Below are 21,635 nucleotides of genomic sequence, written 5' to 3'. Positions count from 1 at the left end.
CGACAGTTGGCCGGGGACTTGACCCGACAATGGATGCTGCGCAACAGCCTGGCATTTCACGGTGGGGATGGAGTTTCTGAACGGTTGGCGGAATCAGGGGCACCATATTGGACCGGTTATTGAGGGAAGATTCGATGCAACGCGATTTATTACATTGAGTTGTCCAGACGCGTAGTGGTTGTTTGGTTAGCCGGCGCAGGCAGCGATGGAGCGGTAAATACGGGTGTGCCACCAATTAGAGGGAAATTCTGGTGTTCATCGTGACGCTTATCTGCATGTGCACGCACCAGGCGGCGCTGGCTGCGGGATATAGCCTGTCGGTTAGCGTTTTCATGCGCTCATGCCAATGCATCCGTTCCCTGCACTGGCGCAGGCAGGTGGGCCCTGGAAACGGTTTTTTGAGGGAGGAAACTCATGTTTCGTGGGGGAGCGGGAGATGGGCTATAGTCGCGAAGTGCAGAAAAGTGTGTGCAGAAATTGCACACGTCGATCAGAATTTACTATGTCGCACCTGAAGTTTACGGAGTCATGAGAGTACGTCGCATAAGTTTAGCCGATCAGGCCTACGAGGCCCTGGAGCATCGCATCGTGACGCTTCGGCTTGTACCGGGCACTGTGGTTACGGAGCAGGAGTTGGTGGAGGACATTGGCATTGGTCGCACGCCGTTGCGGGAGGCTGTGCTTCGCCTGGCTCAGGAGCACCTGGTAACTGTATTGCCGCGCAAAGGGATTTACATTTCAGAGATTAACCTGACGGAGCAGTTGGCCGTACTGGAAGTGCGACGGGAGCTAGACCGGCTGATGGTACGGCGGGCTGCCCGGCTGGCTCGTCCGCAGGAGCGCGCGCAGTTTGCCCGTCTGGCGCAGGCCATGCGTCAGTTGCAGGAGCCGGACCTGGACGCGTTCATGCAGTTAGACCGTCGATTTGATCATCTGGTTGAGGCGGCCTGCCACAACCGGTTTGCGGTTCGGGCAGTAGCGCCGCTGCATACGCTGAGCCGCCGTTTCTGGTATGCCTATCATCATGAAGGCGACCTGGAAGAGGCCATTCAACTGCATACGCAATTGATGGAGTGCATTGCAGAAGAGGCGGTTGAGGCGGCCGAAGCAGCTTCTGAGGAATTAATTCGGGCGATGGAGCGTTTTACGCATCGGGTGATTCAGCGAACGGTTGCGCCCTGAGCGACTGCCTGGCGGGGCATGTGGCAGCACGTCCGCCAGTAGGCTGAGCAAGGCAGCGGAAAGATGGCGCGCTACACGTTCTGGTGCATTGATGCGCACACCTGTGGCAATCCGGTGCGGGTTGTGGTAGGGGGAGCGCCCCCGTTGCAGGGCGATACGATGGCCGAAAAGCGGCTGGATTTTATGGCACGTTACGACTGGATTCGCACCGGGTTAATGTTTGAGCCGCGCGGCCACGACATGATGTCGGGCAGTCTGCTTTACCCGACGCAACGGCCTGACTGCGATATAGGGCTGGTCTTTATTGAGACAAGCGGTTGCCTGCCCATGTGCGGGCATGGAACGATCGGAACGGTCACGGTGCTGCTGGAACATGGTCTGGTGCGTCCCCGAAGGGAAGGGGTCGTGGCGCTTGAAGTACCTGCTGGCCGCGTAGAGGCCTACTATCGGAAGGTCGGTGACTATGTGGAGGCGGTGCGCATTGTCAACGTGCCTTCGTTTCTCTATGCAGAGGGCCTTTGCGTGGAGTGTCCGGAGCTGGGCGTGTTACGGGTAGACGTGGCTTATGGCGGGAACTTCTACGCGATTATTGATCCCCAGGAGAACTATCCGGGCCTGGAGGCCATCTCGGCGCTGGACATACTGCGCTGGAGTCCGGTGATTCGGGAGCGGTTGAATGCCGCGCACCGTTTTGTGCACCCTGAAGATCCACGCATTTCGGGGCTCAGTCATGTCATGTGGACCGGTCCGCCGCGTCATCCGGAAGCCAATGCCCGCAACGCGGTCTTTTACGGCAGGAGAGCCATCGACCGGTCGCCCTGTGGGACGGGCACGTCAGCTCGGATGGCCCAGCTCTACGCGAAAGGGAAGCTGAACGTAGGGGACAGCTTTGTGCACGAGAGCATTATCGGCAGCCTGTTCATCGGGCGTGTTGAAGCGACGGCGCGCGTGGGAGAATACCCTGCCATCATTCCCAGCATTGAAGGATGGGCCCGGGTGATCGGATTCAACACGATTTTCATTGATGAAGCTGATCCATACTGTCATGGCTTTCAGGTGCTCTAAATTAAATTAAAATGATAAAAAGAAGCTAGAGGTAACCATCCGATTGGCAGGATATGGCATCGGTTGTTATTGTAGGAGGCGGCGCTATCGGGTTGGCGTCCGCCTTTTTTCTGCATCGACGGGGAGTTTTTTCCATTACGGTACTGGACCAGGGCCCTATTGGCAATGGCTGTTCCTACGGGAACGCCGGATTTTTGAGTCCGAGTCACATGGTACCGCTTGCAGCACCTGGCGTGATTGGAAAAGGATTGCGCTGGCTGCTGGATCCAGAAAGCCCTTTCTATATTCGGCCTCGATGGGATCTGGAGCTTTTCCGGTGGCTCTGGCGCTTTCGCCGGTCGGCCACGGCAACGCATGTAACGCGCAGTGCTCCGGTATTGCAGGCGCTGCTGGAGCGCAGTCGCGATCTGACAGCCCAGATCCAGGACGTAACGGAGGATTTTGAGTTGCGTCAGGACGGCCTGCTGATGCCTTACCAGAGTGAAGAAGGGCGAGGCGAGTGTGAACAACTGGCCCGAGAGGCAGCGCGGTTGGGCATGACCCATGAGTGGGTTCCGGTGGATCGGTTGAATGAGCTGGCGGGCATGGAGGTGCGCGCGATAGGCGGTCTGTTCTTTCCGGGAGATGCCCATCTGCGGCCCGATCGATTTACGGCAGCGCTGCACCGCTATCTGGAACGGCAGGGCGTGCAGTTTTTGCCAGAGACAGAGGTTACCGGACTGGTGCGTCGAGGACGCCAGGTAACCGAGGTGCAGACGTCTAATGGCACGCTGGCCGCCGATCAGGTGGTGGTGGCTGCCGGCGCCTGGTCGGCCCGTCTGGTACGGGCAGTCGGATACCGGTTGCCGTTGCAGCCGGCCAAGGGGTATAGTTTAACCTTCACGCCGCCACCAGAGCTGGTGCCCCGGCGTCCGCTGCTCCTGACTGAGACCAAAGTGGCAGTAACCCCATTCCGGGAGGCATTTCGCCTGGCTGGAACGCTGGAGCTGTCCGGGCTGGAGCTGTCTATTCGACAGCGACGCGTGCAGGCCATTTACCGAGCTGCTCAACGGTACCTGCCAGCGCTACCCTTGCCTCCAATAGAGCAGGCTGAGATCTGGGCGGGGCTGCGTCCCTGCACCCCGGATGGCCTGCCGGTAGTTGATCGGGTGCCCGGTACCGACAACCTCTGGCTGGCCACCGGCCATGCCATGCTGGGCATTTCACTGGCGGCTGTGACCGGTGAGCTGGTGGCAGCGCTTGTTGGAGAAGACACGCCTCCAATTGATCCGGCGCTGCTACGAGCCGATCGGTGGAGCTCGTGAGGATATTTAAGCTGCTCCTTTACAGGCCGATTCCAGAAATAATCTGTTCGGACAAATGCTGCCTGTCATGCCTTCGCGCCTGTCCGACATACATGCTGTCCCCAAAGACGACGGGTTCTCGTTTGACGTGCCGGGCTGCTATCGCACGGCTGCCTTCCAGGAGCTGCTGGCGCGTTATCCGACGGCATTGCAGCTTTACGCACGGCATGTGGAAGCGCGGAGCTATTCGAAAGATTATTTGCAGCATGTTCGGCAGGTTGTGCCGCGTCTGGTTCGGTGGCTCGGAGCGGAACTGGCCGCTGATGGACGTCCGGGGCTCTGTGTGCAGGCCAGTGCGTTGCTGAGCCGATTGCTGGAAGATCTGGGCATCTGGAACTATGTGGTGGCCGGCGGATGTGTGCTATCCTTTGTACCGGCTAATGTGCGTCCACGCGTCTTTTACCTGTTTGATTTGCAGCCGCTGGAGGTTCCACATGCGTGGGTAGTGGCGCCACCTTTTCAGGTAATTGATCTGACCCTTCGCCAGCAGCGTTACCCGGGGGCTGAGGCAAAACGTATTCCCCGGCAGGTGATGAGCTGCCGCGCGTTGCAAACCAGCGTGGTGCCGGAGGACGTCTGCACGCCGGCCTTGCTAAAGGGATTACTGTTGCGGGGATGGAGACGGGAGCAGCTTTTGCCGAACGTCTTTGTCCAGTTCTGGCATTTTCTGAAGCACTTTCCGGCGCGTCAGGTAGAGATGCCCGGGGTGACTGTCAAGTACATTCCAGCGCGGTTGCTACTGCCGCCCTGGCATGCAGCCTGGGAAGCAATGCCCCTGATCAATGGCAAGTCATTCCAGCAATTCAGGAGCAAGATGGCGATTGTGCTGGCACGCAGCAGGCCAGCTTAAACGGCAAGCTGGGTCAGGAGTTGTTCGATAGCCATGCGCCAGCCTTCAGGGCCAGGAGCTGGAACAGGTACCAGGCCCGGCACATCGACCGACTCCCAGCTTCCGTCGGGTCGCTGTACCAGAAAGGGGCGTTCGACAGCGCGAAGCATGGGAACGTCGTTGGGGCTGTCGCCCAGCCCGATCGTAAGAATGGAGCCGTATTGCCGGCGGTACAGCTCGGCCAACAGATGGACGGCGCGACCTTTATCGGTGCCGAGGCCCACAACGGTGTGAAAACGGCCACCTGCAAAGCATACCAGGCCATGCGCAACCAGGGCCGCATTGAATCGCTGCCAGTCGGCCGGGCCGAAGTCCACGACAATGGTTTCACTATACTCGCGAGCCGTGGCGCGGCGCGCTGCTTCTGGCGGCAGGCCAGTCAGTCGAGATACTTCTTCAAGGGTCATTTCGTGGTAGCCCTGGAATGACAGCCCGGTCTCTTTGCGGATTTCCCGAAGGGCGCGGCGAATGGCCGCTGCTGGACGGCCCAGTTCGATGACTTCCAGGCCATGCGAGGTGGGGCGTGCTTCGTGGGGTACTGTGAAATAACCCTTAGGGATAAAGATGGCGGCTCCGTTTTCCACAATGAAAGGATCTTGAATGCGCAGCAGGCGCCGGTAGACAAGCTGTTCGGCCCGCGTTTTAGAGGAGCAGAACACAATGGGAATGCGGCGTTCCTGCAGCAGCGCTACAGCTTCACGGGCTGGACCGGGATCGTACGTATGCAGGTCCAGCAGCGTCCCGTCCAGATCCGTAAAGACGACTGGCAGAGGCGTGGGTAACCGGTTCATGCAGGGGTGGCAACCTGTTCGGATCCATCACCTTCGGGAGGCGTGACGGCCGTTGGCCGAGGCAGCCGGCGGCGATAACCCCGCACCTGCGCAATCGTTTCCAACTGCTCACCATAGGGCGCGCGCATCAGCGCATCTCGGAAGGCTTCCAGATCCACGTGTAGCAGGGCCGGATAGATGCGTGGCGGGGCCGGCTCTTCTCCTTTGGCCAGGATGCCTCGCCGATACAGCTCACGCAGCACCTCCCGCTTGATCGGCTCGGGACAGATCTTGGAATGATAGATTACCTGCAGCGAAGAAAGAATCATGTCGTCGATGTGTTCTTCTCCTTTCGACTCGTGCAGGTGGGGATTGCGCGACTCAATCTGAAAGACGTTTACCTGATGCTGCATCACTTCGGGATGGGCACTTTCAATGACGCCGCCATACTTCTCGAGCAGATCAATGTAGTGATAGGGCTCGATGGCGTAGCCCGTGGCATAGTCGAGGAGCATGGCCAGCTCCATCGTCATGGCATGCTCGCCCGCATTGCCCGTGCGGATTACTTCGGTTTCAAAGCCTGTGTAATAACTGATAAGCTGATTCAGGAAACGGTTGGTAACGACCGACGTGCGGCCGTACTTGGCAAAGAAAAGCTGCGACTGGACCACTTTGGGTTTGCTGTGCCAGGCAATGCGCACCATGGTATAGGGCGACTTGCTCAACGCAAAACCAGCGGCATATTCATGCACGTACTCGTAAACAGCGCCCGGAAAGTAGTTGTCGGCATCAATAAACCCGATGTACCGTTTGCCCAGGATGCGCGCCAGAAGGGTGGCGATGATCATTCCTTCTGCTTTGCCATTGGCCACCAGATCATTTTCATCCAGGATATACGGGTAACCGGCTTCGGCCAGGGCGCGGGCGATGAAGGGATCTTTCTGATGGACCAGCAACAACTGCTTTTGCGTGAAACGCGACCAGGTTTCAATGGCATCCTGCTCCATCTTAAAGCGGTCAACCGGAGCGCGCCGGCTGTTCGATACGATGATTACAGTGCACTGATGAGGGATCCCAAACAATACACCTTCCAGCAGCTTGAGACGTTCGTCCCGAATCGGAACGACAATGGCCATGTCGCGCTCGATCTCATAGAGGGTTTCATAGGGAAGATTCTGGATGACGCTGTTTTCCGAAGCCGGTGCATCCTGGCGAAGGCCTGAGTCTAGTTCATAGACCTTCTGTACGCCGTAGATGTGATTGGCACCAAACCGCTCAGCTTCCCGTGGTATCTCAATGCGCATGGTTCCTTTCCTGTTTGATGACCGAGTCTCCGGGTCGCTCCGATGAGACCAAAGGTTCTGACGTTGTGAGAGAACGCCTGCTAAAAACAGAAACGGTATAGCCTACCGTCCAGGTTCCGACTTCCAGATGCGCCAGAGTATCGGGGCCTCTTGCGTCAGAAATACCGCTTTTCTCGAACCAATGGTGAAGTTGTTTTGCGCCATGTTAATCTTTGATGAAAGTGTCCGATAACATATGCTGCGCATACCCGGAGTTGTTCAGGACGTATCCGTATGAATGCAACGGCAGCTTTACGGGAACAGGCGCGTCAAATTCTGGAGTCCAACTGGACGGGGCGTTTTACCAGGCCGGCTCCGCGTCTGTACCCGCACCAGTGGTCCTGGGATGCAGCGTTCATTGCATTAGGGTGGGCGCATGTAGATCAGAAACGAGCGCAGCAGGAGCTGCGGCATTTGTTTCGGGCGCAATGGCGCAATGGACTGGTGCCCCACATTGTGTTTGACCGGCGGGCGCGGGGCTACTTTCCAGGACCCCAGGTCTGGGAAACCCATCGTTGCCCGCACGCTCCGGCTCGCAAGGCAACTTCTGGCGTGGTGCAGCCCCCTCTGCATGCGACGGCGGCCTGGGCTATTTACCAGCAGGCGACCGATCGAAGCGCAGCGCGCGCTTTTCTGGAAGAGCTTTTTCCAAAGCTGGTAGCCTGGCACGACTACCTTTTTCGGGAGCGTGATCCCCAGGGGGAGGGACTGGTGTACATACGCCATCCCTGGGAGTCGGGCATGGACAATGCGCCGCTGTGGGATGGGATCGAACAGCGAATGCACCTGAACCCGAGCGATCGGCCGCGCTACCGGCGCGTCGATACCATGCTGGTGGCCGAAGCCGACCGCCCCACAGGGGCTGAATACGATCGCTATGTATACCTGGTGCGCCTGTTCGCCGAAGCAGGCTACGACGAAGCGCGCATTCGGGAAGCGTGCCCGTTCCTGGTGCAAGACGTGCTGTTTAACACCTTGCTTTGCCAGGCCGAGCAGGACCTGGCAGAAATTGCGTCGGTGCTGGGCGAAGATCCGGAGCCGTTTCGCCAGCGGGCACGTCGGGTCGCCGAGGCCGTCAACCGATGCCTCTGGGATGAACAGCGGGCGTTGTATTTCGACTATGATCTGGGCGTGAGCCAGCGAATCTGGGTGCGCATGGCCGCCTGCTTTACGCCCCTGTTTGCCAGCATTCCTGATGGACTCCAGGCGGCCCGGCTGGTCAGTCATCTGGAGGCTTCCGGCTTTTTTAACTGGGACGGTTCACGATATTCGGTGCCCAGTTATGACCCGAATGGACTGGGCTTTTCACCCGTGCAATACTGGCGCGGACCGGTCTGGATCAACATTAACTGGCTGCTGATCGAGGGGCTTGCCCGGTACGGCTACACAGAACATGCGGCCCATCTCTGCCGCACCGTGCGCCTGCTGGTCGAGCGTCACGGCTTTTACGAATACTACCATCCGTACACAGGTGAAGGGCACGGCTCGGAGCAGTTTTCCTGGACAGCAGCGCTGGTGTTGGATCTTCTGGCTCGTCGGCCTACCTGGATGCAGTGGGGCGTGCGTTCGACGCGGCGCCGCGCCGTGGCCTGAACGGAAAGTCCGCCAGGCTGTTAAAAAGAAAGCTGCGTTTCTAATGGAAAGAAAACAGCCATGGCGGCATTGCGCTTTGTCAAGGTGCACGACTATCTCTGGGAAATCCCTAAAGCGGGTGGCATGCGGGTGCCCGCCCGCATTTATGCGAGCGAAAGGATCTTGCGCGAGCTAAAGGAAGATCAGGCGCCCCAGCAGGCGGTCAACGTGGCCCATTTGCCGGGTATTGTCAAGTACTCGCTGGCGATGCCCGACATTCACTGGGGCTATGGCTTTCCCATTGGCGGCGTGGCCGCATTTGATCTGGAAGAAGGGGTAATCTCGCCCGGAGGGGTGGGCTACGACATTAACTGCGGCGTGCGGCTACTGGCCAGCCGGTTGACTTATGAGGAGGTGGCTCCCCACCTGGAGCGACTCGTCGATATTCTTTTCCGGCGGGTTCCTACAGGGGTTGGGGCTGCCGGAGCGCTCAAAGTGTCGCGCCAGGAGCTGCGGCGCGTGGCTGTCGAAGGGGCCCACTGGGCCGTACGTCAGGGCTTCGGTTCCGAAACAGATCTGGCCTTTATTGAGGAAAGCGGACGCATGGAGGGCGCTGATCCGGATGCTGTGTCGGAACGCGCCTATGAACGCGGTCGCGATCAACTCGGTACGCTGGGCTCGGGCAACCACTTCCTGGAGGTCGGCTACGTGGCGCAAATTTTCGATGACGAAGCCGCCCGGGTGCTAGGGCTTTTTCCCGGACAGGTGACCGTTATCATTCACACGGGATCCCGGGGCTTTGGTTATCAGATCTGTGATGACTATCTGGCGATTATGGACCGCGCATTGGCCAAATATCACATTCGCCTGCCCGATCGCCAGCTTGCTTGCGCGCCGCTGCGCTCACCAGAAGGACAGCAGTACCTGGCGGCCATGCGTTGCGGCATCAATTTCGCCTTTGCCAACCGCCAGATCATTGCACATAACACGCGCAAGGCGTTTGCCGAAGCGCTGGGCATGCGAGAAGAAGAGGTGGGGCTGCGGACGGTTTACGAGGTCGCCCATAATATTGCCAAGATTGAAGAACACACCATCGATGGCGAGCAGCGGCGCGTCTGCGTGCATCGCAAGGGTGCCACCCGGGCCTTTCCGCCAGGGCATCCACAAATTCCGGCCGCCTATCGAAGCATAGGACAGCCCGTGCTGATACCTGGCGATATGGGCCGCTACTCTTATGTGCTGATCGGCACGGAACAGGCCATGCAAGAGACTTTTGGCAGCACGTGTCATGGAGCTGGCCGACAGCTCAGTCGAAGAAAGGCCAAGAAGGTAGCCAGTGGACGCCGCGTTGCCGACGAACTGCGTGCCCAGGGGATCATTGTGCGCGGCGCCAGCCTGCGAACCATTAATGAGGAAATCCCGGAGGCCTATAAGGATGTAGCGGAAGTGGTTGAGGTGTGCCATCAGGCAGGTATCTCACGCAAAGTGGCGCAACTTCGACCCATCGGATGCATCAAGGGATGAAAAGCTACAAGGGGATCCCGTTATGGGATCCCCTTGCGCGTGCTCCCTCATCCCGGCTTCCGGCGCGGGACGGGTCGATCACCCCCCTGTTCTGTGATAAAACAAAGAGCATGCCATTCAGGAAGGCATGTAAAAGCATATAGTCCGACCGGGGGCTGTGCAGACAAGCAACGCGGCGGCGCAGCGCGTGCGCATTTCAGAAGTGCCAGCGCATTTTCAGGCCGGCGCCGGCCGCTGAGACGTGAGGGCGCACAACCGGCGCATCGGGAGCGGTAGGAACAGGATAAAGCAGCGCATCCAGATAGCTATATGCCCATACAGCGCCCAGCCCCATGAGCAATCCATTGCGGATCTTAAACCAGCGGTTGGCTGTCTGATAACGCTTTTCAATGTCATCGGGATTGGTTGCGCGCCGGTAGCGGTTGTGGGCGCGTTCGTACTGCAGATGGGCGGTAAGGCTGCTTCCGAGCAGCAGCCCCCAGCTTCCGGTCAGGAGCCATCCTTTTAGGCGTTGCCCTTTGTAGCGTTGGCCCCAGCCGGGCACCAGCAACGAGCGCAGGGCGGCGGCAGGTCGCAGATCTGGCTGCACTACGTAGCGAATAACCCCTTCGGGCGAAGCAGCAACCGACGGGGCAGCGTGCATTTCCTGGCGAATTTCTTCAAAGAAAGCCCGGACCTTGGGGGAGGCCAGCACCGGATCAAGCTGAAGGCCGGGGTTCAACGACAGGGCTGCTTCAAAGTGGCGCCGCGCTTCGGTGGTTTCGTTGCGCGAAATGGCCACCAGCGCAAGCACCGTGTGCAGTTCGACCAGTTGGTCTGGAGTAAACTGGCGGTAGTTGGCAAGAGCGCGCTGGGCCAGGCTATCGGCCCGGTCGTAGTCCAACGCCTGATAGGCCTGCCAGACTGCCTGAAGGAGCTGCGCCGGCCTGGGAATCGGCTGGGCATAACCGAATGAGCTCGGCAGCATTCCTGCGAGGATCAATAGCCAACAGCGTACGGCCCGGCGCATACGTTTAGCGAGTCCGAATCAGCAGACGTTCATGTTGGTAGGGCCCCTGCCGCAGACGTACCAGATAAACGCCGGCGGGCACGGGATGTCCCGCTGCGTCAAGACCTGTCCAGAAGAGCGTGTGCTGGCCCGGCGGAAGCGGCTGATTCAGCAGCCGGGTGACCAGGCGTCCCAGCAGGTCGTATACCTCCAGTTGCACCAGCGCACCGGGCAAACGCGTGCTGACGCGAAACGTCAGGGTAACCTGCTCGCGGAACGGTTGCGGATAAGGCAGCGCCAGCTCAAAGTCGGCAGGTAAGGTAAGAGCTTCCCGCGGCGTCAGGACGGCCGCAGCGGCGGCTTCAGCCGTACGCAACGGATAACCGTCGCGCTGATTCAGGCCTCCAAAAACAAACACGGTATCGTTATGCACCACGGCGGCAAAGCTAAGGCGAGCTTGCAGCAGGGGAGGACGCTCGCGAAACTCTGCAGCTCTCTCCATGAACTGCACAGCATAAACGTTGGGCAACGGGGTTTCCCGGTCACCAAGTCCTCCAAGCAGAATAATTTTGTTCTGATAGGGCAGGGCGGCTCCAGCCCACCATACCTGGGGGAGGGTAGCGCCTAAAGGCGTGACCTCGCTGGTGGTCGGGCGAAAACGTTGAATCAAGGCGACCGGAATGTTTTTGCTGAGCCCGCCAAAAACATAGATATCTTCGCCCAGAAGTGCTGCGGCTGCAAACGCAACGGCATGTGGTAGACGGGCTCTAAGTTGCCACTCATCTTGTTGCGAATCATAGACTTCAATCGTATTCAGGGGGACCGGTTGCCTGCCCACTCGATCAACCATTTGTGCCTCGCGCGACAGCCCCCCAATTGCATAGATGCGGTCTTTGAAAGCTACGGCTACTAGGCCGTAGCGCGCCTCTTCCAGCGACGCCACCTCTTCCCAACCTGTTTTCGGATGAAAGACCAGCACATCGTCGGTGGCTTCAGCGTGGGCCAGCGTGTCTCCTTCCAGTCCGCCGATCAGATAGATGCGACCGTTCAGCACCACAGCCGCTGCATAGGCCCGCGGGTCATCCAGATGGGGCAGGTCACGGATCCAGGTGCGGCGAACCGGATCGTAGGCTTCAACAGTAGTTAGCAAGGCACCGTCTGCACCGATCCCGCCGATTACGTAAAGGTAGCCGTTCAATACCGCCGCAGCGGCTGCGTACCGGGGCGTTGGCATCGGGGGCACTTCGCGCCAGACCTGCCCGCGCACCGGCAGCACGATCAGCACCAGACTGCATAACATCAGGACCCGCATGGCATGTCTATTTCTTGCGCACCGTTGTGGCAGCGGCTGCGCAAGTTTTGCGCAAAAAATAAGGTACTTCCTGAAGAAAGCTGGCATGTACACCATTGGTTAGACAATTAGTGTTCCGGCTATCGACGTCGCTGCAGTAGATCGATGCGCAACGTCTGCTCGGTACCCGCCTGAAGCTGGAGCAGCGTATCATAGGCACCCAGTTCTGGATGCACCAGCCGCAGGCGATGCAATCCGGGCGGCAGGATAAACGGCTGTTCTTGGGGAGGGATAGCGTCGTAGTACCGATCATCAATGTACACATGGGCCCAGGGATGGACCTCCAGCCACAGACGGGCAACCTGCATCCAGAGTGAGACCGCAACCAGGGTGTCCTGGCCTGGCTGAAGTGCCAGGTTCAGTCGATAAGGCGGAAATTCTGGGTTATAGAAGTGGAGCGTATAGCTGCCGGGAGAAAGTTCCAGGGGATAATCCAGGGGCGTGGCGCCCAGCGAGTCGAGCCCCTCGGCGTGTTCCAGCATTACATAGGCCCATGGCGTAACCTCCAGACGAAGCCGGGCGGGTTCCGGGGATAGATTGGAGGGAGGAGGCGGCCCGAGCGTGGCTCGGGCGGTGTCGGTGGCTGCGGTGGTCGATTGCTCCACTTCAGGGGGAGCAGGTGGCGGGGGAGCGGCAGGCTGCTCGGCAATGCGTTGGGGCAGGGTGTCGGGCTGAGGGTGCTGTTCGGTCGGCCGTGGTTCGGTAAAGGACGGAGCCGTCAGCGACTCTGCCGGAGCAGGTGGTCGGGGAGAAAAAGCCGACGCGGAAGGGGCCGCATTGTTCGGATCGGGGGGTTGGAGTTGCCATACCAGAAGCACCAGGCCAAGCAAGACGATGGTAGCGGCAGCGGCGCCTGGCAGCCATTGGCGTCGACGTGTGGGACGGGGAGTAGCGGGCGGTGTTGACGGAGGAGCAGGCGAGGCAGCTCGCTCGAAAAAGGCTTCGGGATTTTCGACATAGGCAGCCAGGTCTTCGGCGGTGGCATGCAGGTCGGGTTGATGGCGCAAGGCTTCCAGGTCTTTAAGCAGCGCAGCCGCATCTGCGTAGCGCGTTTCGGGCCGTTTGGCCAGCAAGCGGGCGCAAAGGGCTACTACCTCTTCCGGCACGGCAGCAAGGGAACGCAGGCGGGGGATAGGATCGTGATGGAGCAAGGCATCGAAGATTTCGCCGGGTGCTTCGCCAGGAAAGGCCGGAACTCCTGTCAGCATTTCAAAAAGCGTGGCGCCGAGGGCAAATAGATCAGCAGCCGGTCCGGGCGCTTCTCCGAGCACTTGTTCCGGGGCCAGGTAGCCGGGCGTGCCTCGTATTTCCCCCTGCCCCCCCTGGGTAAGCAGGGAAGCCATGCCGAAGTCGGTCAGCTTGACCTGGCCTTCGAAGGAAATCAGGATATTGGCCGGTTTGAGGTCGCGGTGCAGCACGCCCTTTTCATGCGCCGCCTTCAGGCCACGGGCAACTTCGGCAGCGATGTATAGGGCCAGGGCAGGGGGCAGGGGGCCACGCGTAAGGAGTTCGCGCAGCGAAACCCCTTCGACAAACTCGGTAGCGAAATAGACGTGCGGTCCCTCCCGTCCAAAAGCATAAACGGCTACGACGTTTGGGTGCTGGACGCGCGCAGCCAGCCGGGCTTCTTCCTCAAAGCGCTGCACGAACGTGGCATCGTCGGCTAGTTCCGGCCGCAGAATTTTGAGCAGGACGAAACGATCCAGCGACGCCTGATAGGCTTTGTAAACCGTGGCCGTGGGGCCGGAAGCCAGCTCCGCAAAGGGTTGCAGATCACCTATGCGTTCTGGACGTCCCATTCCTTCAGTTTATAATGCAGCCAGCGACGCGACACGCCCAGCACGCGCGCCGTTTCGGAAATGTTGCCCCCGTGTCGTTTGAGCGTGCGCAGCACAACGCGGCGCTCAACTTCCTTCAGGGGAAGATCGGGCTCGAAAGGATCCTGCGCGTCGGGCAACTCCGGCAACCGCAGATCTTCCGGCGTGATCAGTTCTCCGCGCGCCAGCACAACGGCGCGTTCGATGGTGTTTTCAAGTTCGCGAACGTTGCCGGGCCAGTGGTAGCGTTCCATTAGTTCCAGGGCTTCCGGCGTAAACCCTTTAATGTGGGCTCGTTTTTTGACGGCATACTTATCCAGGAAATGATGGGCCAGCAGGGGAATATCACCCCGTCGGTGGCGCAGCGGGGGGACCGTGATCTGGATAGTGTTCAGCCGGTAGTAGAGATCTTCGCGGAAGGTGCCCTGCTGCACCAGCTCACGCAGGGGTTTGTTGGTGGCCGAGATAACTCGGACGTCCACACGGCGCACCTGGGTGTCGCCCACGCGTCGAATCTCACCTTCCTGAAGCACGCGCAGCAGGGCCGTCTGCATGCGGGGACTCAAGTCGCCGACTTCGTCCAGAAACACCGTGCCTCCGTCGGCCACTTCAAAGAGCCCTTTTTTGTCGGACAGCGCGCCCGTGAAGGCGCCTTTCTTATAGCCAAACAGTTCGCTTTCCAGAAGCTCGTCGGGGAGGGAGCCGCAGAAAACAACGACGAAAGGTTTGTTTTTGCGTTCGCTGTTATAGTGGATGGCGCGCGCGATCAGTTCTTTACCGGTGCCGCTTTCCCCTTCAATCAGGATGGTCGCGTCGGTGTCCAGCACGCGCGCCATCGTATCGAACACCTCCCGCATGGCCGGGCTCTGGCCCACAATCTCGTCGAAGCCATGCAACCGTTGGATTTCGCTACGCAGCCGTCGGTTTTCATCGCGCAGGCTCTGGTAGAGCTGGGCATTTTCAATCGCAATGGCTGCCTGGTGGGCAAAGGCTTCGAGAAAAGGCAGGTTGTCCCGGGTAAAGCGGCCACGTTGCGAAAGGCTATCAAGATAAATGGCCCCGATCAGTCGCTCCTTAATGCGCAAGGGGACGCAGGCAATTGATTGAATGCGCTGCACCACAATGCTTTCCGCCTTTCCGTAGCGTTCGTCTTGCTGGGCTTCGTAGACCAGTACGGGTTCCCCGCGGCGGAGCACTTCATGCACTACGCTGGTCGAGATGCGTACCAGTTCACCCAGTTGCCGTTCGGTAAAGTTGCGCTGGCTTCGGATAGCGAAGCCTTCAGGGTGCTGCGGAGCCTTCAGCAGAATAAAGCCACGCTCAGCTTCCAGCGTCTCCATGGCAATTTCCAGCACCTTCTCCAGCACCGCTTCCGGATCGCGAAGCGTGTTGATCGTCTGGGCAATTTCGACCAGGGCTTCCAGTGAAGTTCGGGAGGTCGGGGGAGCGCTCATGGCACCTGAAATCCTGCTTCCTTAGAGCGACTACGATTACCAAAAGTATCGACCACAGAAACCGTCCAGTAATATACGCCGGAGGCCAGCGGTTGCGGCACGCGTATGGAATCTTGGGATGCCGGCAGACCGGTAAGGGTCAGCACGGGAATGTCCAGGTCTGCCTCGCGCCGCACCAGATCAATGCGGTAGGTGAAGGAGAAGGGTAGCGCAATAGGTTCCCACCGGAGTACAGGGCGAGTAGTGTCGACTGTAGCCAGCCCGCGTGGACGCAACGCGACTGGCACGTCTTCGATGACTCGGACGAGCTGAAACGCAGGGGTGTAGACTGTGTCTCCTGTGCGGTCATAGGCACCCAAGTACAATGGGTAGCCTAACAGGTCGTGCAAGGAATTTACCGGCAGCTCTTGCTGGAGCAACGCTTTAAAAAAGCGACCGGCCGGTTGGACGGCCTGAAGCGTGTCGGCAAAATTTAGCGCAGGTATGTGCAGCCACACGCGCATCACGTCGCGCACGTCGTCTGGATCGGTAACAATGGCTTCGATTTCCAGACGGTACAGATCGGTGGCAGGCCACCAGCGGCTGATGTGGACGGTAACGGCTGCGTACGCAGTGAAGCGAGGCAGGGCGTTGAGGCGAAGCGTTACGGTGCGCGTCTGACCGGCTGTGATGGCAACCCGCAGCGTGTCCTGGAGCGCCCGAAAACCTTGCGCCTGGACTTGCAGGTAGTACGAGCCAGGCGGAAGTGCCTCAAAGACAAAGCGCCCGTCTGGTCCTGTATAGGCCAGCCTTCCTTCCTGGAGCGAGTCGGTAGCGGGGAGCAGGCGTACGGGGACGTCTGCCAGCGGGGGATAGGGCGGATAAAGCCGAGTAACCCAGCCTTCCAGACGGCCCCGCGGCTCATAACGGTCCGATTTCGGATCCAGAGGATTGTCTCGGGGCAGGTCACCCAGGCATCCGGCCCACAGGAGCAGGCCAGGCAGTATAAGCAGGTAATGCCTTGGCATCCACTGCATAGCAACACGCAGGCTCAAGAGCTGCACCGCTGTTCTCGCGTCAGGATACGAACTGGGCTGAGACAGGACAAGGGTTGGGGGCAGTGCGCAGCCAGACTACCGGAAGAAAATCGCCCGCTGCCGAAAGGTCGGTTCAGGCAGCGCTGGCGTGGACGCCAGAGAAGACGATTTTGACGTAATTTGGTATGCATAAATTTTTGCAGCGTGCTTGCGTGAGCAGAGCATCTAAGCCGAGAGCCACTATCAGATGGGGACGTTTCACCACGTATTCCACTTCAATGATTCTGTTATCGGACGAAGGTTTAGATTTTCGAGGAAAGAACGCAAACGTAAGCTGGCGGCGCAGCGTCTCAGGCGCGCTATTCTTTGCGCTGCGCATTCAGAGGAAGACGTGGCAAGGCGGCGCTCCGGGACACTAATCAAAAGATTTGTATATTGGAGCGGAATAAATGGCCTACCAGACCGGGAGTTATGAAACGTTTCGCGGTGCACCTATGGCTGAGCTTACTGCTGGCCGGGTGTAATGGAACCAACAGCCAGCCCGTTCCAGAACGCCTGGCGTGCGATCCAGACAATGGCGGCCTCACGTTGCCCGAAGGGTTTTGCGCGCTGGTGGTCGCCGACAACATTGGGCGTGCGCGACACATTGTTGTGCGCGACAACGGAGACATCTATGTGGCCTTGATGCGTCTGCAGAACGGCCATGGCATTGCGGCCCTGCGCGATACCACGGGCGATGGCCGGGCCGACCTTATTGCCTATTTCGGGGAGGTTCCGGGGACCGGCATCGATATCTGGAATGGATATCTTTACTTTGCGCCGGATACGGCATTGCTGCGCTACCGGCTTATCGAGGGTGCCTTGTTGCCCCAGGAGCCTCCGGAGCTGGTGGCTGGAGGGCTGCCGGAGCGGCGGCAGCATGCGGCCAAGACCTTTGCCTTTGATCAAGCAGGCTATGTGTACATAAACATCGGGGCTCCTTCCAATGCCTGCCAGGCGCGAGATCGGCAGCGCGGCGTACCCGGCATGGATCCCTGTCCCCTTCTAGAGCGCTACGGCGGTATCTGGCGTTTTCGCGCCGATGTGCTGGGCCAGCGGCAGGCGGATGGTACGCGGTACGCGACCGGCATCCGCAATGCAGTGGCCATTGCCTGGAATCCTTTTGCCAACGCGCTTTATGTGGTGCAGCATGGGCGTGACCAGCTCAACACGCTCTGGCCGGAATATTTTGACGCTGAAGATAATGCCAACCTGCCGGCAGAAGAGTTTTTCCGGGTAGACGAGGGAGATGACTTTGGGTGGCCCTACTGCTACTACGACCCATTCCAGAACAAGAAGGTGCTGGCTCCTGAGTATGGAGGCGACGGAAAAACGGTCGGGCGCTGCGACCAGTTTGAGGATCCGATCGTGGCGTATCCGGCCCACTGGGCACCCAACGACCTGATCTTTTATGACGGCACGCAGTTCCCTGAGCGGTATCGAGGGGGGGCCTTCATCGCCTTTCACGGTTCCTGGAACCGTGCGCCCCTGCCCCAGGCCGGGTATAACGTCGTCTTTCAGCCTATGAACCCCGACGGTACGCCGGCCGGCGACTGGGAAGTGTTTGCCGACGGGTTTGCCGGGACGGACACGATCCGAAGCACAGGGGATGCCCGGCATCGGCCTATGGGGCTGGCGATCGGACCGGACGGCTCGCTTTACATTAGCGACTCGCGGCGCGGCCGCATCTGGCGCGTGCTGTACCAGGGAACGTGAAGGGGTTTTACTTCCTGAAGCGATCTCTAACCGGGATTTGCTCAACGAGCGTTGCCGTCCAGTGAAACAGGTGCAGGGGCTTCTGGGGCCGCAACGGCGCCGGTCGGCAAAACAACGCGTACCGTTGTCCCCTGGCCCGGCTCAGCCTCCAGCGTGAGTTGGCCCCGGTGCAACGCCACGATACGGGCAACCAGGGTCAGGCCCAGGCCATGTCCCTCGATGCCAGTGGTGGTGGAAGGCACCCGGTAAAAGCGTTCGGTGACGTGGGGCAGGGCATCGCGTGGAATGCCGACTCCGGTATCCTGAACTTCAAAGATGACCTGCGTCTTGGTTTTTCGAACCGTAACGTGGATGCGTCCGTGCGGCGTGTATTTAACGGCGTTATCCAGGAGGTTGCGGACCACTTCCTGCAGCAGCGTTTCGACCCCGTAAAGCAGCGCGTCGGGCGTTAACGAGGCAGTGAGCGCAACGCCTCGGTCGGCAGCCCGGGTCGCAAAGTGTTCGTGCTCCCGAGCGACCAGGGCAGCAAAGTCGACGGGCGCAAAGGGGAACGAGGTGCCGGGTTGATCCAGACGGCTCAGCAACAGCAGATGTTGCACCAGGACGCTCATCTGCTCGGCCTGATGGCGAATCTTGCGCAGCGTTTCCCGGTAGCTGTCTGCAGAGCGAGGGCGGCGCAGCGCCAGTTCGGCCTGGCCCTGCAGGATGGCCAGCGGCGTTTTCAGTTCATGTGCCGCGTTAGCCGTAAAGCGACGCAGCTCCTCAAACGCCTGATGCAGGCGGCGCATGAGCTGGTTGAGTGCTTCCAACAGTTGGGCCGTTTCGCGATCAAGGGGTTCGGGAAGCTGAATTGGCTCATGCAGGCGATCTGCAGAAAGATGGGCCGTCTTTTGGGCCAGTTGTTCTAGCGGACGAAGAACGCGCCGGCTGGTGACGCTCAGTGTTCCCAGGATCAGGCCGGAGAGTAGCAGCCAGATCACAAAAATGCCCACGCCAAGCTGACGATATAGCGAGATGAAACCTGGCTCCAGGCGGGCTACCTGAATCGCTCCCAGATAGCGTTGCTCGGCATCATATAGCGGATAGACCAGATAGTACAGTCGATAGGTGTCTACTTGAAACGTGCGCAGCGGCTGCCAGAAGGGTTCGTGCGCAACAGGAGGATGCAGCAGCACTTCCGGATAGCGATCGGACAGCCGCGAAATATTCTCTGATTGATGCACCAGGCGCCCTCGGGCATCGAAGACCTGCAAGAAGTAGGGATCCACGTGCCGCTCAAGCAGCCGATGATGCGGCTCGTCCCAGTAATAGGCCGTAACGACTAACTTCCCTTTTTGAACAATGCGACTGGCAACGAGCTGAATTTCCGTGCGCAGCGGAAGCCGCGCCATTTCATTGATCCAACTGTAGGCGACAAACCAGGCCAGCAAGCCCAGCAAAGCCAGGGCGCCGATCAGCGTGCCGCCGCTTTGCACAAGCAGCCGCCGATGAAAGGATGGACGCGCGCGTGTCTGCATGAGTTATTCTTCAGCCGGTTCGTACCGATAGCCTCTACCCCAGACGGTCACAATGCGACTCCGGCAACCTGCCTCCTGCAGTTTTCGGCGCAGGTAGCTGACGTAGACTTCAACCAGATTGGTGCCATGGTCGAAGTCGTGGCCCCACACTTCGCGGTACAGTTGCAGGCGCGAAAGGGCCTGGCGCGGATGCTGCATGAAGTGCGCCAGCAGATCGAATTCGCGCGGGGACAGAGAAAGCGGATGAGTGCCACAGGAAGCCGTGCGGGCGCGCAGGTCGAGCACCAGCGAACCGTCGCGGAGCACGTGGCGAGACGGGGAATGCGCACTTCGACGCAAAAGGGCTTCCATGCGGGCCAGCAGTTCTTCAAAAGCAAAAGGCTTGGGCAGGTAGTCGTCGGCCCCTGCCCGCAGACCTCGAACCCGATCCTCTACCGCATCGAGCGCGGTTAGCATCAGAATAGGCAGGGCTGGCCAGCGGCTGCGTACCTGACGGCATACCTCGACGCCGTCCATGCCCGGTAACCGGACGTCCAGCACCAGCAAGGCCGGTTGCTTGCGCTCCAGACGCGCCAACGCCTCCTCGCCGGTAAGCACCCATTCAACCGTATAGCCCTCTTCCTCCAGCCCCTGTTGGAGCAAAGAAGCCATCTCGGCTTCGTCTTCAACCAGAAGGATGGGGGTCACCATTGCCGTAAAAGCTGGCTGTTTTTTGTGTTATACGCAGAGCGCTTGTCTTAGACCTCGTGTCGCCCACTTTTAAAAAAAGGCTCAGGTGTCCTTAAGGGTTTTCTAAGAACTAAAAGAGAAAATTTTTCGATTCTAGTAGCACATTGTTTATGGTATTGAAGTGACCTTTCAATGCGTACATCAGGCTTTACGTGGTTGCTGTTGCTGTGGAGCGTGAGTGCCTGCCAGAAGGCACCGGTGGAGGCGTTGCTTCCAGGGACCATTGGCGTCCCCCCTTCCCTGCAGTCGGCTGCAGAGACGGCCGCCCCGCGCATTGTGCGGCTTGATTCGGCGCAGCGGCGCGTGCTGCAGGTGCAGACCGTTCCGGTGGCCTATCGGCATGCTACGTACACGGTCAGCATACCGGGTGAAGTATATCCGGCGCCGGGTCGGATGGCTCAGGTAGCTACGCCTATCGACGGGCGGGTTGTGCGCCTACATGTTCACGATGGCGAGTGGGTAGAAGCCGGTCAGGTGCTGCTGGAGCTGGAGAGCCTTTCGTTTGCCGAGCTGGTCTCGGCTTTTCTGCAGGCGCAAGCAGAAGAGACCTATCTAAAACGTCAGGTGGCGCGCCTTCGCCAACTGGTGGCCGAACAACTTACGCCCCAGAGCACGCTGGATCAGACTGAAGCCGACTATTTGCGTGCGCAGGCGCGTCGCCAGGCGGCTGCGGTGCGGTTGCGGGCGCTGGGTATTACACCCGAAGCCGCTCAGCAGTGGGGACAGCATGAGCGACCTCTGCTCCCGCTTCGCGCTCCCATTGATGGCTACGTAGACCAGCACCAGGTGGAGTTAGGGCAGGCGGTTCGTGCGCATCAGACCCTCATGACCCTGGTTAATCCGACCCGCGTGCACATTCGAGGCTTTCTGTCACCCGACGATGCACTCGGGCTGCAGCCTGGCGACTCCGTCACCCTGGTGCTAGAAGTTCCTGATTCACTGACCCTCCAGGCAGAGGTGCATACCATCAATCCGGCTCTTGATCCAGAGAATCGCGCGGTGGTTGTCAACATTCTGGCGGACACCCGGCAGGGATGGCCGCGGCCCGGACAGAGCGTGCGCCTGTGGATTCGGCTGCGGACGCCTCGCCCGGTCTATATCGTACCGCTGGAGGCCCTGACGTACGACGGGCAGCAGGCCATTGTTTTTGTGCAGCAGGCGCCCGGCGCCTATGAAGTGCGCCCCGTTACCGTGTGGCGTACCGATGCGCGACAGGCGCTGCTGCTGGAAGGAGTTCGAGCAGGGGAGGTGGTAGCCGTCCATCCGGTCTTCAGTCTGAAAGCGCTGATGCGCTATGCTGAATTTGCCGAGGAGTAAGCC

General features: G+C 59.6%; 17 protein-coding genes. 8 read left to right on the top strand and 9 right to left on the bottom strand.

The features are described from left to right. Positions 1-528: 528 nt before the first annotated feature. From BUA15_RS08675 to BUA15_RS08660, 4 genes are all read left to right on the top strand, one after another. Entirely contained in the window at positions 529-1,182 is a 654-nt protein-coding gene (locus BUA15_RS08675; protein ID WP_072715586.1) for a GntR family transcriptional regulator, read from the top strand. Between the two features lie 63 nt (positions 1,183-1,245). Further along, on the top strand, positions 1,246-2,247 hold the full coding sequence (locus tag BUA15_RS08670) for a 4-hydroxyproline epimerase (protein ID WP_072715585.1): 1,002 nt from the start codon (positions 1,246-1,248) through the stop codon (positions 2,245-2,247). Between the two features lie 53 nt (positions 2,248-2,300). Next, the gene (locus tag BUA15_RS08665; protein ID WP_072715584.1) at positions 2,301-3,551 is read left to right on the top strand and encodes an NAD(P)/FAD-dependent oxidoreductase; all 1,251 of its coding nucleotides are present in this window, start codon (positions 2,301-2,303) and stop codon (positions 3,549-3,551) included. 67 nt (positions 3,552-3,618) lie between these two features. After that, a complete protein-coding gene (locus BUA15_RS08660) occupies positions 3,619-4,440 on the top strand; it encodes a hypothetical protein (protein WP_072715719.1) in 822 nt (273 codons plus the stop codon). On the opposite strand, the gene mpgP is transcribed toward BUA15_RS08660, so the two are convergent. Both mpgP and mpgS read right to left on the bottom strand, forming a co-directional pair. Next, a complete protein-coding gene (gene mpgP / locus BUA15_RS08655) occupies positions 4,437-5,270 on the bottom strand; it encodes a mannosyl-3-phosphoglycerate phosphatase (protein ID WP_072715583.1) in 834 nt (277 codons plus the stop codon). The two genes, BUA15_RS08660 and mpgP, sit on opposite strands and share 4 nt — an antisense overlap. Next, positions 5,267-6,553 carry a mannosyl-3-phosphoglycerate synthase gene (gene mpgS / locus BUA15_RS08650; RefSeq protein WP_072715582.1) on the bottom strand — a complete coding sequence of 429 codons (1,287 nt, stop codon included), beginning with the start codon at positions 6,551-6,553 and terminating at the stop codon, positions 5,267-5,269. Before mpgS ends, mpgP begins: the two co-directional genes overlap by 4 nt. A gap of 273 nt (positions 6,554-6,826) precedes the next feature. On the opposite strand from mpgS, the gene BUA15_RS08645 reads away from it, so the two are divergent. Next, positions 6,827-8,185 (top strand): amylo-alpha-1,6-glucosidase, encoded by a 1,359-nt coding sequence (locus tag BUA15_RS08645; protein ID WP_072715581.1) that lies wholly within the window; start codon positions 6,827-6,829, stop codon positions 8,183-8,185. Between the two features lie 60 nt (positions 8,186-8,245). Continuing rightward, on the top strand, positions 8,246-9,688 hold the full coding sequence (locus tag BUA15_RS08640) for an RtcB family protein (RefSeq protein ID WP_072715580.1): 1,443 nt from the start codon (positions 8,246-8,248) through the stop codon (positions 9,686-9,688). A gap of 196 nt (positions 9,689-9,884) precedes the next feature. Here the strand turns inward: BUA15_RS08640 and BUA15_RS08635 are convergent, their stop codons facing one another. From BUA15_RS08635 to BUA15_RS08615, 5 genes are all read right to left on the bottom strand, one after another. Beyond that, the gene (locus BUA15_RS08635) at positions 9,885-10,655 is read right to left on the bottom strand and encodes a DUF5683 domain-containing protein (RefSeq protein WP_245771988.1); all 771 of its coding nucleotides are present in this window, start codon (positions 10,653-10,655) and stop codon (positions 9,885-9,887) included. 46 nt (positions 10,656-10,701) lie between these two features. Then, positions 10,702-11,988, bottom strand: coding sequence for a kelch repeat-containing protein (locus BUA15_RS08630; protein WP_072715578.1), 1,287 nt, complete (start codon positions 11,986-11,988; stop codon positions 10,702-10,704). A 119-nt stretch (positions 11,989-12,107) separates the two neighbouring features. Continuing rightward, positions 12,108-13,826, bottom strand: coding sequence for a serine/threonine-protein kinase (locus BUA15_RS08625; RefSeq protein WP_072715577.1), 1,719 nt, complete (start codon positions 13,824-13,826; stop codon positions 12,108-12,110). Continuing rightward, a complete protein-coding gene (locus tag BUA15_RS08620) occupies positions 13,805-15,298 on the bottom strand; it encodes a sigma-54 interaction domain-containing protein (protein WP_072715576.1) in 1,494 nt (497 codons plus the stop codon). The genes BUA15_RS08625 and BUA15_RS08620 overlap by 22 nt, the downstream gene beginning before the upstream one ends. Beyond that, positions 15,295-16,314, bottom strand: a complete 1,020-nt coding sequence (locus BUA15_RS08615) for a carboxypeptidase-like regulatory domain-containing protein (protein WP_072715575.1) — start codon at positions 16,312-16,314, stop codon at positions 15,295-15,297. The genes BUA15_RS08620 and BUA15_RS08615 overlap by 4 nt, the downstream gene beginning before the upstream one ends. 471 nt (positions 16,315-16,785) lie before the next feature. Between BUA15_RS08615 and BUA15_RS08610 the strand changes: the two genes are divergently transcribed. Continuing rightward, the gene (locus BUA15_RS08610) at positions 16,786-18,069 is read left to right on the top strand and encodes a PQQ-dependent sugar dehydrogenase (protein ID WP_072715574.1); all 1,284 of its coding nucleotides are present in this window, start codon (positions 16,786-16,788) and stop codon (positions 18,067-18,069) included. A gap of 41 nt (positions 18,070-18,110) precedes the next feature. On the opposite strand, the gene BUA15_RS08605 is transcribed toward BUA15_RS08610, so the two are convergent. After that, entirely contained in the window at positions 18,111-19,586 is a 1,476-nt protein-coding gene (locus BUA15_RS08605; protein ID WP_072715573.1) for a sensor histidine kinase, read from the bottom strand. Between the two features lie 3 nt (positions 19,587-19,589). Next, on the bottom strand, positions 19,590-20,276 hold the full coding sequence (locus tag BUA15_RS08600; protein ID WP_072715572.1) for a response regulator transcription factor: 687 nt from the start codon (positions 20,274-20,276) through the stop codon (positions 19,590-19,592). A gap of 171 nt (positions 20,277-20,447) precedes the next feature. Here BUA15_RS08600 and BUA15_RS08595 point away from each other — a divergent pair, with 171 nt between their 5' ends. Further along, on the top strand, positions 20,448-21,632 hold the full coding sequence (locus BUA15_RS08595; RefSeq protein ID WP_072715571.1) for an efflux RND transporter periplasmic adaptor subunit: 1,185 nt from the start codon (positions 20,448-20,450) through the stop codon (positions 21,630-21,632). The last annotated feature ends 3 nt before the right edge of the window (positions 21,633-21,635 follow it).

The organism is Rhodothermus profundi (genome assembly GCF_900142415.1).
Classification (GTDB): domain Bacteria; phylum Bacteroidota; class Rhodothermia; order Rhodothermales; family Rhodothermaceae; genus Rhodothermus; species Rhodothermus profundi.
The sequence above is the reverse complement of the archived record's forward strand: the minus strand, read 5'-3'. Positions and strand labels throughout refer to the sequence as shown.

What these genes read in the sequence shown, in the direction of transcription:
- BUA15_RS08670 (WP_072715585.1), top strand. Translation starts at nt 1,246, where the DNA reads ATGGCGCGCTACACGTTCTGGTGCATTGATGCGCACACCTGTGGCAAT.
- BUA15_RS08615 (WP_072715575.1), bottom strand. Translation starts at nt 16,314, where the DNA reads ATGCAGTGGATGCCAAGGCATTACCTGCTTATACTGCCTGGCCTGCTC.
- BUA15_RS08675 (WP_072715586.1), top strand. Translation starts at nt 529, where the DNA reads ATGAGAGTACGTCGCATAAGTTTAGCCGATCAGGCCTACGAGGCCCTG.
- mpgS (WP_072715582.1), bottom strand. Translation starts at nt 6,553, where the DNA reads ATGCGCATTGAGATACCACGGGAAGCTGAGCGGTTTGGTGCCAATCAC.
- BUA15_RS08620 (WP_072715576.1), bottom strand. Translation starts at nt 15,298, where the DNA reads ATGAGCGCTCCCCCGACCTCCCGAACTTCACTGGAAGCCCTGGTCGAA.
- BUA15_RS08630 (WP_072715578.1), bottom strand. Translation starts at nt 11,988, where the DNA reads ATGCGGGTCCTGATGTTATGCAGTCTGGTGCTGATCGTGCTGCCGGTG.
- BUA15_RS08665 (WP_072715584.1), top strand. Translation starts at nt 2,301, where the DNA reads ATGGCATCGGTTGTTATTGTAGGAGGCGGCGCTATCGGGTTGGCGTCC.
- BUA15_RS08605 (WP_072715573.1), bottom strand. Translation starts at nt 19,586, where the DNA reads ATGCAGACACGCGCGCGTCCATCCTTTCATCGGCGGCTGCTTGTGCAA.
- BUA15_RS08625 (WP_072715577.1), bottom strand. Translation starts at nt 13,826, where the DNA reads ATGGGACGTCCAGAACGCATAGGTGATCTGCAACCCTTTGCGGAGCTG.
- BUA15_RS08635 (WP_245771988.1), bottom strand. Translation starts at nt 10,655, where the DNA reads ATGCTGCCGAGCTCATTCGGTTATGCCCAGCCGATTCCCAGGCCGGCG.
- BUA15_RS08600 (WP_072715572.1), bottom strand. Translation starts at nt 20,276, where the DNA reads ATGGTGACCCCCATCCTTCTGGTTGAAGACGAAGCCGAGATGGCTTCT.
- BUA15_RS08640 (WP_072715580.1), top strand. Translation starts at nt 8,246, where the DNA reads ATGGCGGCATTGCGCTTTGTCAAGGTGCACGACTATCTCTGGGAAATC.
- BUA15_RS08645 (WP_072715581.1), top strand. Translation starts at nt 6,827, where the DNA reads ATGAATGCAACGGCAGCTTTACGGGAACAGGCGCGTCAAATTCTGGAG.
- mpgP (WP_072715583.1), bottom strand. Translation starts at nt 5,270, where the DNA reads ATGAACCGGTTACCCACGCCTCTGCCAGTCGTCTTTACGGATCTGGAC.
- BUA15_RS08660 (WP_072715719.1), top strand. Translation starts at nt 3,619, where the DNA reads ATGCCTTCGCGCCTGTCCGACATACATGCTGTCCCCAAAGACGACGGG.
- BUA15_RS08610 (WP_072715574.1), top strand. Translation starts at nt 16,786, where the DNA reads ATGAAACGTTTCGCGGTGCACCTATGGCTGAGCTTACTGCTGGCCGGG.
- BUA15_RS08595 (WP_072715571.1), top strand. Translation starts at nt 20,448, where the DNA reads ATGCGTACATCAGGCTTTACGTGGTTGCTGTTGCTGTGGAGCGTGAGT.